This is a genomic window from Neptuniibacter sp. QD37_11, assembly GCF_047778105.1.
Lineage (GTDB): Bacteria > Pseudomonadota > Gammaproteobacteria > Pseudomonadales > Balneatricaceae > Neptuniibacter.
This window is the reverse complement of the sequence record NZ_CP180552.1, coordinates 2,718,912-2,733,091: the sequence shown is the minus strand read 5'-3', so window position 1 is coordinate 2,733,091 and position 14,180 is coordinate 2,718,912. Positions and strand designations below refer to the sequence as shown.

The following is a 14,180-nucleotide window of genomic DNA, read 5'->3' as shown; positions in this document are numbered from 1 at the left end:
GCCGACCGTGGATATCGTAATCATCGCCGTATTAGCTCTCTTAGGCTTAGCTTTAGCTTTTGGTTTGCTATTGGGATTTGCCTCAGTACGCTTCAAAGTTGAAGGTAACCCTCTAGTCGATCAAATCGACAGTATTTTGCCGCAGACCCAGTGTGGTCAGTGTGGTTACCCTGGTTGTCGTCCTTACGCAGAGGCAATTGCAGAGGGTGACGCAATTAATAAATGCCCTCCAGGTGGCCAAAGCACAGTAGAAACTTTAGCCGACCTTCTGGATGTGGAAGCGATTCCTCTTGAAGGTGGCGCGGAAGAAGAGCCCGTTAAAGCTGTAGCTTATATCCGTGAAGATGAATGTATCGGTTGTACTAAATGTATTCAGGCGTGCCCAGTTGATGCCATTTTAGGTGCAGCTAAGCAGATGCACACGGTTATTACATCTGAATGCACAGGTTGTGACCTTTGTGTAGAGCCTTGCCCAGTAGATTGTATTGATATGTTACCAGTTGAAACCACGTTACAAACGTGGAAGTGGGATATGCCTAAGCCGGGTGTTCAACTTATTGCAACGGATCAGCGTGGTGAAGTTGTGGAGAGAGGTGCAGCGTGAGTACTAAGCATTCTTTCCACGGTGGTGTGCACCCACCTGAAAATAAGCATCAGTCTACCGGCGGTCAGATTCAGATAGCGCCAATCCCTGAACAGCTTGTTGTACCCTTATCACAGCATATCGGTGCGCCTTCAGAGCTTGTTGTATCCGTTGGTGATCGAGTGCTTAAAGGTCAGGTTATTGCTGAGGCAGCAGGTCGCATAAGTGTTAGCGTTCATGCGCCGAGCTCTGGTGTAGTAGAGGCTATTGAGTCTCGCCCTGTACCGCATATGTCCGGTATGTCAGCCCCGTGTGTGGTGATTAAAACCGACGGTTTAGATGAGTGGTGCGATCATAAAGGTCTGGAAGACTATACGGCGATCAATAAACAAGAGTTGATCGATTTTATCCGCTATCACGGTATCAGTGGTATGGGTGGCGCAGGTTTCCCAACCGATGTGAAACTTCATCTGGGTGATGATCATATTGTTAATACGTTGATTATCAACGCGATGGAGTGCGAGCCTTATATCACTGCTGACGATATGTTGATGCGTGAACGTGCAGACGACATCGTCAAAGGTATTGAGGTTATCGCGCACCTGTTAAAACCGCATCACATTATGATTGGCACTGAGGATAACAAGCCTCAGGCTATCCGTGCGCTCGAGCTTGCTGTAGCAGAATCCAAGCAAGATATTGATATTGTCGTTGTTCCAACTGTTTATCCATCGGGCGGTGAAAAGCAGTTGATTAAGCTGCTGACAGGTGTCGAAGTTCCAAGCGGAAAGATCCCTGCCGATGTCGGTATCGTATGCCAAAACATAGGTACAGCTTCTGCTATCTATGATGCTGTTTATAACGGTGTACCTCTGATCTCCCGTGTTGTGACGGTTACAGGCGACGCTTTAGGTCATCCGCATAATATGCGTGCATTGATCGGTACTCCACTAGAAAGCTTGTTGGAAGCTGCTGAAGTACGTCAGTCTGAGCTTTATCGTTTAGTTATTGGTGGTCCAATGATGGGCTATACCGTGGATAGTCAATCTATCCCGATGATCAAAACCACCAACTGTGTTATTGCCGCAACTTACGACGAAATGCCGCCTGCACCGGCAGCGAACCCTTGTATCCGTTGTGGTATGTGTGAGCAGGTATGTCCTGCTGAGTTACTACCGCAACAATTGCATTGGTTTGCGAAAGGTAAAGAGTTTGAAAAAGCCAAACACCATAACTTATTTGATTGTATAGAGTGTGGTGCTTGTTCTTATGTCTGTCCAAGTAATATCCCGTTGGTACAGTACTACCGTTTTGCTAAATCTGAGATCCGCGCAGAAGAAGCTGAGCAGCGTAAAGCAGATCATGCACGTCAGCGTTTCGAAGCTCGTCAGGCTCGCTTGGAGCAAGAGAAGTTAGAGAAAGAACTGCGTCGTAAACAACGAGCAGAAGAAGCTGCGAAGGCGCAAGCAGTTAAGAAAGACAAACTAGCGTCAGGTAAAACTGCTGAAGCTGCTAAACCATCGGGTGAGCCAGATATTAAAGCGCTTAAAACAGCTGCTGCAGTCTCGCGTACCAAACTGAAGAAAGCACAGAAAGCACTAGAAAATGCTGAGTCTAAAGGGTTAGATGGTATTGAGCAGTTACGTCAAACCGTGACTGAGCTAGAAGCGAAAGCTAAGGCTGCACAAGAGGCCTACGATCAGGCTCAGAATCCAGCGAGCGCGTCTGCACCAGTTGTAGATGTTAAACAGCTTAAAACCAATGCAGCCGTTGCTCGAACCAAGTTGAAGCAAGCTGAAAAAACGCTAGCCAAAGCCGAAGAGTCTGGTGATGGTGATCTCGAAGCGCTTAAAGCCAAAGTTGCTGAACAGAAAGCTAAAACTGAAGCGGCTCAAACTGCGTATGATCAAGCTGAATCTGGCGGTGCACCAGCGCCGACACAACCAGCGGTTAATTTAGCTGAGCTAAAAGAGACGATGGATGCAGCGCAGGGCAAAGTTGAAAAAGCGCAAAAAGCTTTGGATGCCGCTATTGCTTCAGGCAGCCCTGCTGTAGAAAAAATGAAAGCGGGTGTAGAAAAGCTTCAAGGTAAATACGAAGAAGCTAAAGCGGAATATGATAAAGCAGCTCAAGCGCCAGCCTCTGTACCTGTAGCTCCAGCTGTTAATCTAGATGAGCTGAAAGCTGATATGGCTGCAATGAAGGCTAAGGTGGGAAAAGCGCAAAAAGCCTTAGATGCAGCTATTGCTTCAGGTAGCCCAGCTGTAGAAAAAATGAAAGCAGGTGTAGAGAAGCTTCAAGGTAAATACGAAGAAGCTAAGGCTGAATATGATAAGGCGGCTCAAACGCCAACCTCTGCACCCGTAGCCCCTGCAGTCAATCTAGATGAGCTTAAAGAAGATATGGAGGCTATCAAGGCCAAAGTTAAGAAAGCTCAAATTGCCTTAGATAAAGCGATTGAATCTGGCAGCCCAGCGGCTGAAAAAATGAAAGCCGGTGTCGAGAAGCTGCAAGGTAAATACGAAGAAGCTAAAGCTGAATATGATAAAGCGGTTCTAGCTTCTGCGGCTGCTCCTGTCGCTCCAGCAGTTAATCTAGATGAGCTTAAAGCTGATATGGATGCAATGCAGGCCAAAGTAGATAAAGCTCAAGTTGCTTTAGACAAAGCGATTCAATCTGGTAGCCCAGCGGCTGAGAAGATGAAAGCCGGTGTGGAAAAACTGCGTGGTAAGCATGAAGAGCTGAAGCAGGAATATCTACAAGCAGGTGGTGAGTTAGAAGAGCCTGCAAAATCAGAACCTGTTGACCCTAAAGCTTTGAAGCAGAATGTTTCCATTATGCGTACCAAGCTGAAGAAGGCGCAGAATGCTTTAGATGATGCAGAAGAATCGGATCAAGCTGAGTTGGAAGCAGAAGTGCAGCGTTTAACTAAGTTGCACGATGAAGCTAAAGGGGCGTTTGATGCTTATGAAATTCAGCTGATAGAGAAAGCTGCAGGAGAGGGTATCGATCTTAAACAGTTAAAGATTGATGCTGCGATGGCTCGCGCGGCCGTTACCAAAGCGGAAAGAGCGTTAACTAAAGCTCGAGAAGATAATGTTGATGATCTGCCTACTATGGAAGAGCAGTTAGTAGCCGCTCAACAAGAAGCAGAGAAATTAAACCAGACGTTAAGTCGTTTTAGCGATTAAGGATTTGTTAGCAGATGGCGTTAATACGCACTAGCTCCCCCCATTTACATAAGGCCAGCAGTACGGCTGATGTAATGCGTTTATTGATACTCGCAACCTTACCTGGTTTGGCTGCGATGACGTTCTTTTTTGGTTGGGGCACCTTAATCAATGTTATCTGGGCATGTTTGCTTGCAGTAGGTTTTGAAGCTGCCATAGTTAAACTACGTAAGCGCCCATTAGGTTTTTACCTAAAAGACTACAGTGCAATCGTTACGGCGTTGCTGTTAGGTCTAGCCTTACCTCCATTTGCGCCATGGTGGGTGACAATGGTCGGTGTATTCGTCGCTATTGTGATTGCTAAGCACTTGTATGGTGGTCTGGGGCAGAACCCTTTCAACCCAGCAATGGTTGCTTATGCGTTGCTGCTGGTTTCTTTCCCTGTACAGATGACGAGTTGGACAGAGCCTTTTGTGCTCAATGGCCCAGAAGGAAGCTGGAATGTCCTAAGTTTTGGACAAACACTTGGTGTGATCTTTGGATCGGTTGATCCTGCGCTAATAGATGCTTACACCGGTGCGACACCGCTTGATGCCATGCGCCATCGTAGTGGATTAACAACAGAGGAAGTCTGGCGCTCGGTTCCTGTCCTATCTGAAGGGATGGGTGCGTGGCATGCAGTAAGTGCTGCTTATCTGATGGGTGGTATCTTCTTAATTTACCGTAAAGTTTTTACCATCCACACGCCTATGGCTGTGTTAGGTTCGCTAGCGGTTATATCAACGCTGTTTCATATTATTGATCCATCTTCGTTTGCTGGACCGTTTTTCCACCTAACGGCGGGAGCAACCATGCTAGGTGCGTTCTTTATTGCAACGGACCCAGTAACATCTGCAACTAGTAATCGTGGCAAGATCTATTTTGGTATCGGTATTGGCGTATTGGTTTATATTATTCGCGGTTGGGGGGGATACCCTGATGCGATTGCATTTGCTGTATTGCTGATGAACTTGTCAGCGCCTTTTATTGATCAATACACCCAGCCTCGAACTTATGGCCATGCAAAAGCTAAGCGTGGCATGAAGGGGGGCTCATAATGCAGTTATTTAGTGCGATTAAATCGAGTACGGTTGCGATTAGTTTATTTGCTGTTGTCTGTGCGGCGGTCATCGCGATTACACAAGCATCTACTCAAGATAAAATTGCTGATAACGAGCGCGAGTTTAAAGCAAAAGCTCTGTATGAAATCGTTCCTCGTGACACGATCGACAATCAGTTACTACAAGATACTTTGGATATTCAGGTCGCTGAGTTAGGGCATAAAATGCCGGTCACGGCTTATCGAGCGCGCAAAGATGGTTTAGTTAAAGCCGTTATTTTGCCGGTTGTTGCACCTGATGGTTACAGTGGCAATATTAGTTTTATTGTTGGCATCAATGCTGATGGCTCTGTAGCTGGTGTTCGCGTATTAGCGCATAAAGAAACACCTGGCTTAGGGGATAAAGTCGAAACCAAGAAGTCTGATTGGATCTACAGTTTTAACGGCCGTGCTAAAGCGACAGAAAACAGCGGTGTTTGGGCAGTTAAAAAAGATGGCGGTCAGTTTGATCAGTTTACCGGTGCCACGATTACGCCACGCGCGATCGTAAACGGGGTAGGTCGAGCACTAGATTACTTTGAAGACAACCGCATTGCATTGCTAGAAGTTAAGCCCGAACAGCAAGATAACAATCAGGAGGTATCTAACTAATGGCTGCTGATTATAAGAAAATCTCTTTGGATGGCTTGTGGGACAATAACCCTGCGTTAGTTCAATTACTTGGTCTATGCCCGTTGCTTGCAGTAACTGGTACAGTTGTTAATGCTATCGGTTTGGGTATTGCTAGTATTCTGGTATTACTGGGTTCTAACCTCACGGTATCGGCGTTCCGTAAATTTGTACCCGATTCTGTTCGTCTTCCGATCTTTGTAATGATCATTGCCTCATTTGTTACTGCAATTGAGTTATTGATGAAGGCATTTACTTACGAGTTATACCTAATCTTAGGTATTTTTATCCCATTGATTGTAACTAACTGTGCCATTATGGGGCGTGCTGATGCTTTTGCATGTAAGAACCCTGTTAAAGAGTCTTTGTTAGATGGCTTAATGATGGGGCTTGGCTTCACCGCAGTATTGGTGATCTTAGGTGCGATGCGCGAATTACTAGGTTTAGGTACGCTATTTAGCGATATGCATCTGCTATTTGGTCCAATGGCAGCTGATTGGAAAATTACCGTTGTTGATGACTACACTGGTTTCCTGTTTGCCGTTTTACCACCAGGTGCCTTTGTTGGCATGGGTTTATTAATTGCGCTTAAAAACATCATTGATGCCCGTGCAAAAGAGCGTTTGGCTCAGCAGACGCCTGATGAAGGGACTAAACCTGAACGTGTTCGTATTACAGGTTAGGCAAATTGCCTATTGAAAACCTAAATAAATAATCCGTATCATTGCCCCATTTTCTGAAATGTTTCAAGGATGGGGCTAATGGCATACCTTAATTCCAAGCAGTTTAGCTTACTGCAATTCCTCTCAGTTTTTCTTTGTGTTCTCAAGCTTTCAGGCTGTGTTACGTCTGTTCACAAAGGTCAGCACGAGCAACTAGAAAGTTCCTTACAATCAAAAGATACCCACCAATTATTGGTTACCTCTGCCGATGTTCAGATATTCGAACTAGGAGTCAGTGACTCGGAAGAAGTTCCAGAATGGACTGAGACAGGAACCAAGTTAGTCGATAAAGCGGTTAACAAAGAGTTTGGAGCATTTGAACGCTTTCATATGATTAATAAGCCTGCTTTAACAGATGAAGAGGAAAACCTGTTAGAGCAATATACTCAACTTTATTATCCTGTTGTTGATTCCGAAATCATTAGAAGTCGCTTTCCAGCTTGGAAGCATGATGAACTTAAAACAAAAACGACATTAGGGCCGGGACTTTCGTTCTTAAAGAATAAATACAATGTTGATTACGCTGTGTTTGTATCTGGGCAGGACTATATCAGTACCGGTGGTCGGAAGGCTGCTATGATTGCAGCAGCCCTGTTTGGTGTTGGTATCCCGATGGGATTTTCGTACCTGACTGTCGGTATTGTCGAAACAGAGACCGGCAATGTGGTGTGGAACAACTTTGTATTCTCTCAAGAAGTTGGTTTCTTGGAAGAAGAGCAAGTATCTCAAGCAGTGACTAAGGCTTTAGAAACCCTACCTGCGGAGTCGGTCGGTAAAACCGTAGTGCAGTTAGCGGAAAAGTAATATGTGGCGTCATGTGTTGTTATGTTGTTTTGTATTCCTAATGGTGGGGTGCAAGGCGACTAACATAAAGTCCTTTGAGGCGGGTGATGAAATTGAGGCTAAAACCAAAGGTGAGAATCGCCTTTGGTTTCAGGCTGACAAGTTTGATACTGCAATGCAGAAAGGGCGACAAATTCCAGATCTTCCAAAAATAAAAGTTTATTTGCAGGAAATCATGGATCGTCTTTACCCGGAATTTAAAGGGCACATTAAAGTCGATTTACATCGTGCACCAGTTTTAAATGCCTTCGCTTTGCCTAATGGAAGTATTTATATCAATTTGGGTATGCTGGCTTCATTGGAAAATGAAGCTCAAATTGCTTCTGTTCTAGCCCATGAAGGCATTCACTTTTTACAAAAACACAGTGCTAAGCAGAGAATTTATAACCAGAATAGTCAGGGGTGGGCGCTTGCTGTTTCTATGATTGGTATCCCGCTTGCTGGTCAACTTGTTGCGATGAACTCTATAAGTGGTTATTCACAAGAGCATGAAACGGAAGCTGATAATTTGGGTTTTGAACGTTTGAGAAAGGCAGGCTATGCAACATCTGAAGCAACCAGAGCTTTTGAAATTCTAGCTCGTGAAGTCAAAGCTAACGATATTGATGAGCCTTACTTTTTTGCAAGTCACCCTAAGCTGCAAGAGCGTATTGGTAACTTTAAAACATTAAATGCCGATTTAACTGATCAAACCAAAGGTGAGATTGGCTTTGAACGCTATCAATCAATTGTTGGTGGAATCCGAGTGCCAGTTATAAAGGAAAAGTTAGCGGCAGGTCGAGTTAATGCTGTATTAGCTACCTTGGAAGACCAAGGTGCGGAAAGAATCTATCAGGATAGGTTAAACTTTCTGAAGGCACTAGCGTTACTAAAGAAGGCAGATGATGCCAGTTCTGATAAGGCGGAACAGCTATTGATTGCTGAAGTCGAAAAGAAACCGCAGTTTGCTGAGGCACATAAAGCACTTGGTTTTCATTTTATTAAACGTAAACAAAATGAATTAGCCAAAAATCATTTAGAACAATATTTAAAATTTGCATCTGCCACGGCTGATACAGCCTTTGCGGAATACTATTTAAAGAAAATGCAGTAAGAAAGGAATCGTATTATGAAGAAGTTAGTCATCCTTAGTTTAATGTTTGTACTAGCGGGGTGCCAAGTCTTTACACGCTTGCCAGAGACGCAGTCTACTGTACAAAATAAAGGCAAAGATTTTGAAGTAACTATCCCTGGAGGGTGGGTTGAATACAATGATTCCAAAGAAAACACTATTGTATTAACAAAAGAGGGGCCTGCACTTCAATGGGTAAACTTTCGTGAAAGCTCTTTAGACAAGCCTTTTGAATTTATCGATGTGAAATTAAAGTCTGATACTCTAGTGAATGAGGTCGCGGATCATTTCGTAGAAAACCTCAAAGCACAACAATCTGGTTTAACGGTTGAGAAAAACCAATTAGTTCCTATGGATATTAATGGAAATGATGGGTTTAAATTGACATTAAATGTAACTAACCCCAACGGCTTAGTTTTTAAGGTGCTGGTCTACGGCACCATTATGGAAAAAAGTCTCTACATTTTAAGCTATAAATCGCCAGCGTTGTATTTCTTTGACAAAGAGCTCCCTGAATTTGAAACGATGGCAAACTCTTTCCAGATCCTAAGTCAAAAATAAACAAACCTTAAATCTCGTTTATTTCCTTTCTATTGCCTTAGCAGAATTGTTTTCTGCTAAGGCATACATTAGGCTGTTAGCTTACTGTTTTCCTTGGTTATTATTCTTTAGGAAGGATTGTGAGCCAGCCTGTTCCTGTAGTTATTTGTGATGATTCCCGTTTAGCACGTAAACAAATGGCATCCGCTCTTCGTGGGTGGAATGTCGAAGTAACGTTTGCTGAACATGGTCTAGAAGGGCTTGAAGCAATTAGAGCCGGCAAGGGTGATATTCTATTCCTTGATCTAACCATGCCAATTATGGATGGCTATCAGGCGCTTGAGCGTATCCGCCAAGATGATCTTCCCACAATGGTGATAGTTGTCTCCGGTGATATTCAGCCGGAAGCGCAATCAAGGGTAGAAGAGTTAGGTGCACTGGCTTTTATCAAAAAGCCCACATCTCCAGAGGTGATCTCTGAAGTTCTCCAACGTTTTGGTTTGTTAAGCGAGCTGGAACATCCAGTCATTGTTGAAGAGCAGATCGACACTCCGCTTGCTTTGCCTGAGTATTATCAAGAGATCGCCAATGTTGCGATGGGCCAAGCGGGCAGTATGCTAGGCAGTTTATTAAAGACTTTCGTCCATCTGCCTATTCCTGTTGTGAAAATGGTTGCAACTTCAGAACTAGCGAATCAGCTTAAGATTGCGTCAGATAATCAGCATGAACTCATTAGTCAGGGCTTTATTGGCTCGGGTGTAGCAGGTGAGGCATTGTTATTGCTGCAAACGGGTAATTTAGACCGTGTGGCAAGGCTGATGGGGATGACAGAGAATGGGGAATATTCAGAATCTGATTTATTAATGTCACTTGCGAATGCACTTGTTGGTGCATTTATTTCTGGTTTTGCGCAACAGTTGGACCTTGTATTTAGTCGAGCAACCCCTAGTATTTTGCATGATGTTGAAAGGGTTTGTGATCAAGTAGGATCTTTAGGCCAAACCATGACTATTTCAGTTGATTATCAGCTACCTGAATATGACTTTCAGTGTGAGCTGATTTTGGCGTTTACCCCTGATTCCTTACCTGTACTACAGAAGATTGCGAGTTATTTTGAATGAATAGTCAGAATTTCCAAGAGATCGATGAGTTACATTGGACTTTAGGGCTGATTCAAAACCTTGAAGTGGGCTTGGTGGTTGTTGATCGAGCGGGCCTTATTAAGCTGTGGAATGGTTTTATGGAAAACCATTCAGGTATATCCGGAGTCAAGCTAGCAGATCATTCTATATTTGCTAAATTTCCTGAGCTTCCTTGTCGTTGGTTAAAGCAAAAATTAGAGTCAGTTTTTCTGTTAAAGAACCCTGCTTATATCTCTTGGGAACAACGACCCTATCTGTTCCATTTCAAGAGTAATCGCCCGATTACAGGCAGTGCGCCATTCATGTATCAAAATGTTACTTTGATCCCGCTAACGTCACCCACTGGTGAAGTGGATCATGTTGGTATCTTGATTTATGACGTAACAGATACGGCGGTTGGTCAGATCGAATTGCAGCAGGCTAACGATCAGTTAAAAGCGTTAAGCCGAGAAGATCGGTTAACCGGCTTAAACAATCGAGGCTATTGGGAAGAGTGCCTTAATCAAGAGTTTGAGCGCTTCAATCGCAGTCAGGAAGTTAGTAGTTTAGTGATGTTTGATATCGACCACTTCAAACGAGTGAACGATACCTATGGGCATCAAGCCGGCGATGAAATCATTCGTGCTGTGGCTCAAGCTTTAAAAGATCAGGCGCGTAAAACCGATTTTCTAGGGCGTTATGGCGGTGAAGAGTTTGGAGCGATTTTGACGGGTACGAATGGTGAAAATGCTATGATCTTTGCTGAGCGCCTACGTTCTCGTATAGAGAGCCTCGTTGTGCCTTATGCCGAACATCAATTAAAAGTTACCATTAGCTTGGGTGTTTCTGAGCTAAATTACGAGCAACAAACGCCTACGCAATGGCTAGAAGAAGCTGATCAGGCGCTCTACAAATCTAAACAGAGCGGCCGTAATTGGGTCAGTCTTTTCGGTGATTACAACTAAAGCACTTCAAGATATTTAGTAATGAACAAGCAAAAAAGGCACGAAATCTTCACCCGTTGGCGTGAAGATAACCCTCATCCTACGACTGAGCTAGAATACAGCTCCCCATTTGAACTTCTGATTGCCGTTATCCTTTCTGCTCAGGCGACGGATGTGGGCGTGAACAAAGCAACTCGCAAGCTTTACCCCATAGCGAATACTCCAGAGGCGATCTATGCCTTGGGTGTAGATGGTTTAAAGGAATATATTAAAACCATCGGTTTGTTTAACACTAAAGCTGAGAATGTGATCAAGACCTGTAAGGCCTTGGTCGACAAGCATGGGTCAGAAGTACCAGATAACCGTGCTGATTTAGAAGCGCTGCCTGGTGTAGGGCGTAAAACAGCAAATGTGGTTTTAAATACCGCTTTTGGTCAGCCAGCCATGGCTGTAGATACTCACATTTTTCGGGTCTCAAACCGTACTAAGATAGCACCAGGTAAAAACGTGAATGAAGTTGAACAGAAGCTTATGCGTTTTGTTCCAAAAGAGTTTCTGATCGATGCGCATCATTGGCTCATTTTACATGGTCGTTATACCTGTGTTGCTCGAAAGCCTAAATGCGGTTCTTGTCTAATCGAAGATTTGTGCGAGTACAAAGAAAAGACTGATTTTTAAAGGTTTTTCTTTTTATCTCCTCCTACACCCAACAAATGGAAGTAGCTCCCTTAGCTAAGTTTTCTATCTTAAACAACAGAGAGATGAGCACCATCGCTCTGCTTGTGTAGAAAACGATTCCAGTAAATAGTGGTTTTGGTGATGAATTAGCCTTGTCTTGTTGCTTATAAACGGCACTCATAGCAGTTTCACTACTAAACCCATTTTGTTTGAGAATCTCAACCATCTCATCAAGGTCACAGTTACGAGCTCTATTTTCCTCGACCCAGCTTTGCCAGTCAGCGCTTAAGGTTGTTTGTTTCATCGCTATGCCTTTATAAACAAATGATCCAGTTATTTTTAGACTAGCAGTTATTCGTAGAAGTATTTTTAGGGATGAGAATAAACCGATGGCGGTCATATTTAGTTATACATAAAATCTGTGGATAACTTTCTTAATAAGTTTTGGGTAGCTTGCTGCAAGTAGCATAGGCGCGGAGTTTGCGTTAGTTGTTGTAAAATTATTCACTATTTAAAATGCTTATTTTTCAATCGGTTAATTTCCACTTGATTCTCCAGCAAAAAGAGCTAGCAGATTCTGTCCACATCGTTTTTACGTAGATTTTCATTGTGTGTAATCATTGTTTTAATTTATGTAGAAAGGGAAAATAAAGCTTAGGTATTATTGGATCTATAGTGTATGTAGGTACTTACATTGGTGCTTCCTATAGCCGTCTTGTGTTTGAATGCTTTTCTGGTTTTAAGAAACTCATGGGGAAAATATACTGCTTAGGTTATGTGTTTAGAGTGAGAGTGAATTTTTGAAGGATAAAGAGAGCAATTGGTATGTGTATATTCTGAGTTGTGCGGATGAAACCCTATACACAGGTATCACGACAGATCTTGAACGTCGCATTCGCCAGCATAATGGCGAGCTGGTGGGCGGGGCTAAATACACAAGGGTACGCAGGCCAGTATCACTTTATTGGCAAGAGGAACATATTGATCGTTCCAGTGCATCTAAGCGCGAGTACGAAATCAAACGTCTGTCACGTCAGAAAAAAGAACGTTTAGCTGAAGGGTAGTTTGAACAAAATAAAAAAATTGCCGGCAGTGATTACCGGCAATTGGGGAAAATCATAATCAGGCCCTCTCGAACTGTAGATCCTACCAACCGCTGTGGGGTAGGGTTGGTAGGCACCCTAAAATTCACCTGATTATGATCGAAGAGGTTGTCCTACATTAGGGAGTAAGGAAAGTACTCGCTTTATAGGTATAGAAAGTCTCGTTTCTAAAATTAAACTGGATCTGCGTGCTTTTATCTAAGTTGCTCGGTACCGCACAGACTTGATAAATCTTGATCGCATTTTGTTGGTTTAGCTCGATTTTTGCAGGACCTTTAAGTTTGAACTGCTGATCGCTATCCACACCTTGAACGCTAACAGAGAGCTGTTTCAAATCAGGCAAGAAGGATTCCAACTCGATTTGGTAACTATTGCAGACCTCATTACCTACCACTTGGTAAAGCTGACCACGTTCCCTAGCTACTTCAATTAACAACTCTGTGCGGTTATGCATACCGTAAACAACACCCCATACGGTAATAATCAGAATGGTCATATAAGCAATCAATCTTGGGCGCAGGATTGGTTGTTTCGGCGGTGCTTCTTTCGGTGTATTCGTCTCAATAGCTTGTAGCTGTTTTTCAGAATAAAACTCAATGAGTCCAGTTGGTCGACCTAACTTAGTCATGACGTTATCACAGGCATCAATACAGGCACCGCAATCGATACATGCGGCTTGTAACCCATCTCGAATGTCTATTCCAGTAGGGCAAACCTGCACGCAGATACCACAGTCGATACAATCGCCAGGATTATCTTCTTTACCGCGAAGGTGGGTACGTGGTTCTCCGCGTAGCGAGTTATAAGCGACGGTACGTGTATCCTCGTCAAACATTACCCCTTGGAAACGGGAGTAGGGACACATATGCAAACAGACTTTTTCGCGGACAAGGCCTGCATTGAAGTAAGTGAGCAGTGCCATGGAGATAATCCACGTAAATACAAAGAGCGAAGCTTCCAAGCTGAAGATCGATTGCAGAAGCTGCTCGATAGGGACGAAATAACCGCTAAACGTAATCGCTGTAGCGACTGAAACGAGAAGCCAAAGAGCATGTTTCAGAACGCGTCGAACCAGTCGAATACCGGTTAGGGATTTTTCTTCAGATTTTGATCGTAGTGCGGCGCGCCCTTCGGTCCAATCTTCAATGCGGATAAAGATCCAAGTCCAGATTGATTGAGGGCAGGCAAAACCACACCAAATACGCCCCCAGCCGACGGCCATAAAAAACAACAGGCTGGCCCCCGCAATCAATAACCCCGCTAATACCGGTAGGTCATACCAAGAAAATTCTGCACCAAAAAGGAAAATACGGTGGCTTTCAAAGTCAAATAAAACTAGTGGATCACCATTGATACGAACCCATACAAGTCCAAAGAAGAGTGCCAGCATTGGCCAACTGGTGAAACGCCTTAGGTTTTGATAGAAGCCTTCGACTAGACGAACATGAAATTTTCCGTTGCCGGGAAGAGGGGGAGCTTCCTGAATCATAGTGACAGGAATCTCACTGTTACCTTGTTGTTGCATGTTGTGCTCACTTTGCTCATCGGTGATTGTGAACAACTGTACAGGAATGCAAATTATAGGGGCAGGTTTAAA

Annotated in this window: 14 protein-coding genes; 12 read left to right on the top strand and 2 right to left on the bottom strand. The window is 43.8% G+C overall.

Going from position 1 to position 14,180, the window contains the following annotated elements; translation table 11 throughout:
• Positions 1–7: 7 nt before the first annotated feature.
• The 11 genes from rsxB (at position 8) to nth (ending at position 11,480) form a co-directional block, all read left to right on the top strand.
• A complete protein-coding gene (gene rsxB, locus ACMXYT_RS12730; protein WP_415911515.1) occupies positions 8–604 on the top strand; it encodes an electron transport complex subunit RsxB in 597 nt (198 codons plus the stop codon).
• Positions 601–3,774 (top strand): electron transport complex subunit RsxC, encoded by a 3,174-nt coding sequence (gene rsxC / locus ACMXYT_RS12725; protein ID WP_415898988.1) that lies wholly within the window; start codon positions 601–603, stop codon positions 3,772–3,774. Before rsxB ends, rsxC begins: the two co-directional genes overlap by 4 nt.
• Positions 3,775–3,788: 14 nt before the next feature.
• Positions 3,789–4,850, top strand: a complete 1,062-nt coding sequence (gene rsxD, locus ACMXYT_RS12720; protein WP_415898987.1) for an electron transport complex subunit RsxD — start codon at positions 3,789–3,791, stop codon at positions 4,848–4,850.
• Positions 4,850–5,503 carry an electron transport complex subunit RsxG gene (rsxG, locus tag ACMXYT_RS12715; protein ID WP_415911514.1) on the top strand — a complete coding sequence of 218 codons (654 nt, stop codon included), beginning with the start codon at positions 4,850–4,852 and terminating at the stop codon, positions 5,501–5,503. Before rsxD ends, rsxG begins: the two co-directional genes overlap by 1 nt.
• Positions 5,503–6,204, top strand: a complete 702-nt coding sequence (locus tag ACMXYT_RS12710; RefSeq protein WP_415898985.1) for an electron transport complex subunit E — start codon at positions 5,503–5,505, stop codon at positions 6,202–6,204. Before rsxG ends, ACMXYT_RS12710 begins: the two co-directional genes overlap by 1 nt.
• A 78-nt stretch (positions 6,205–6,282) precedes the next feature.
• A complete protein-coding gene (locus ACMXYT_RS12705; RefSeq protein ID WP_415898984.1) occupies positions 6,283–7,047 on the top strand; it encodes a hypothetical protein in 765 nt (254 codons plus the stop codon).
• Between the two features lies 1 nt (position 7,048).
• On the top strand, positions 7,049–8,179 hold the full coding sequence (locus tag ACMXYT_RS12700) for a M48 family metallopeptidase (RefSeq protein WP_415898983.1): 1,131 nt from the start codon (positions 7,049–7,051) through the stop codon (positions 8,177–8,179).
• A 15-nt stretch (positions 8,180–8,194) separates the two neighbouring features.
• Positions 8,195–8,758, top strand: a complete 564-nt coding sequence (locus ACMXYT_RS12695; RefSeq protein WP_415898982.1) for a PsbP-related protein — start codon at positions 8,195–8,197, stop codon at positions 8,756–8,758.
• A gap of 119 nt (positions 8,759–8,877) precedes the next feature.
• Positions 8,878–9,858, top strand: coding sequence for a response regulator (locus ACMXYT_RS12690; RefSeq protein ID WP_415911513.1), 981 nt, complete (start codon positions 8,878–8,880; stop codon positions 9,856–9,858).
• Positions 9,855–10,823 carry a diguanylate cyclase gene (locus tag ACMXYT_RS12685; protein ID WP_415898980.1) on the top strand — a complete coding sequence of 323 codons (969 nt, stop codon included), beginning with the start codon at positions 9,855–9,857 and terminating at the stop codon, positions 10,821–10,823. The genes ACMXYT_RS12690 and ACMXYT_RS12685 overlap by 4 nt, the downstream gene beginning before the upstream one ends.
• Positions 10,824–10,844: 21 nt before the next feature.
• A complete protein-coding gene (nth, locus tag ACMXYT_RS12680) occupies positions 10,845–11,480 on the top strand; it encodes an endonuclease III (RefSeq protein WP_415898979.1) in 636 nt (211 codons plus the stop codon).
• Between the two features lie 22 nt (positions 11,481–11,502).
• Here nth and ACMXYT_RS12675 read toward each other — a convergent pair whose 3' ends face one another.
• A complete protein-coding gene (locus tag ACMXYT_RS12675) occupies positions 11,503–11,784 on the bottom strand; it encodes a hypothetical protein (protein ID WP_415898978.1) in 282 nt (93 codons plus the stop codon).
• A 523-nt stretch (positions 11,785–12,307) separates the two neighbouring features.
• Here ACMXYT_RS12675 and ACMXYT_RS12670 point away from each other — a divergent pair.
• Positions 12,308–12,544 (top strand): GIY-YIG nuclease family protein, encoded by a 237-nt coding sequence (locus ACMXYT_RS12670; RefSeq protein ID WP_415898977.1) that lies wholly within the window; start codon positions 12,308–12,310, stop codon positions 12,542–12,544.
• Positions 12,545–12,701: 157 nt separating this feature from the next.
• Here ACMXYT_RS12670 and ccoG read toward each other — a convergent pair whose 3' ends face one another.
• Positions 12,702–14,108 (bottom strand): cytochrome c oxidase accessory protein CcoG, encoded by a 1,407-nt coding sequence (ccoG, locus tag ACMXYT_RS12665; RefSeq protein WP_415898976.1) that lies wholly within the window; start codon positions 14,106–14,108, stop codon positions 12,702–12,704.
• Positions 14,109–14,180 lie beyond the last annotated feature (72 nt).

Bases quoted from the DNA above. Each gene is read 5' to 3' on its own strand.
- rsxD (WP_415898987.1), top strand. From the start codon at position 3,789: ATGGCGTTAATACGCACTAGCTCCCCCCATTTACATAAGGCCAGCAGT.
- rsxG (WP_415911514.1), top strand. From the start codon at position 4,850: ATGCAGTTATTTAGTGCGATTAAATCGAGTACGGTTGCGATTAGTTTA.
- ACMXYT_RS12710 (WP_415898985.1), top strand. From the start codon at position 5,503: ATGGCTGCTGATTATAAGAAAATCTCTTTGGATGGCTTGTGGGACAAT.
- ACMXYT_RS12705 (WP_415898984.1), top strand. From the start codon at position 6,283: ATGGCATACCTTAATTCCAAGCAGTTTAGCTTACTGCAATTCCTCTCA.
- ACMXYT_RS12700 (WP_415898983.1), top strand. From the start codon at position 7,049: ATGTGGCGTCATGTGTTGTTATGTTGTTTTGTATTCCTAATGGTGGGG.
- ACMXYT_RS12695 (WP_415898982.1), top strand. From the start codon at position 8,195: ATGAAGAAGTTAGTCATCCTTAGTTTAATGTTTGTACTAGCGGGGTGC.
- ACMXYT_RS12685 (WP_415898980.1), top strand. From the start codon at position 9,855: ATGAATAGTCAGAATTTCCAAGAGATCGATGAGTTACATTGGACTTTA.
- nth (WP_415898979.1), top strand. From the start codon at position 10,845: ATGAACAAGCAAAAAAGGCACGAAATCTTCACCCGTTGGCGTGAAGAT.
- ACMXYT_RS12675 (WP_415898978.1), bottom strand. From the start codon at position 11,784: ATGAAACAAACAACCTTAAGCGCTGACTGGCAAAGCTGGGTCGAGGAA.
- ccoG (WP_415898976.1), bottom strand. From the start codon at position 14,108: ATGCAACAACAAGGTAACAGTGAGATTCCTGTCACTATGATTCAGGAA.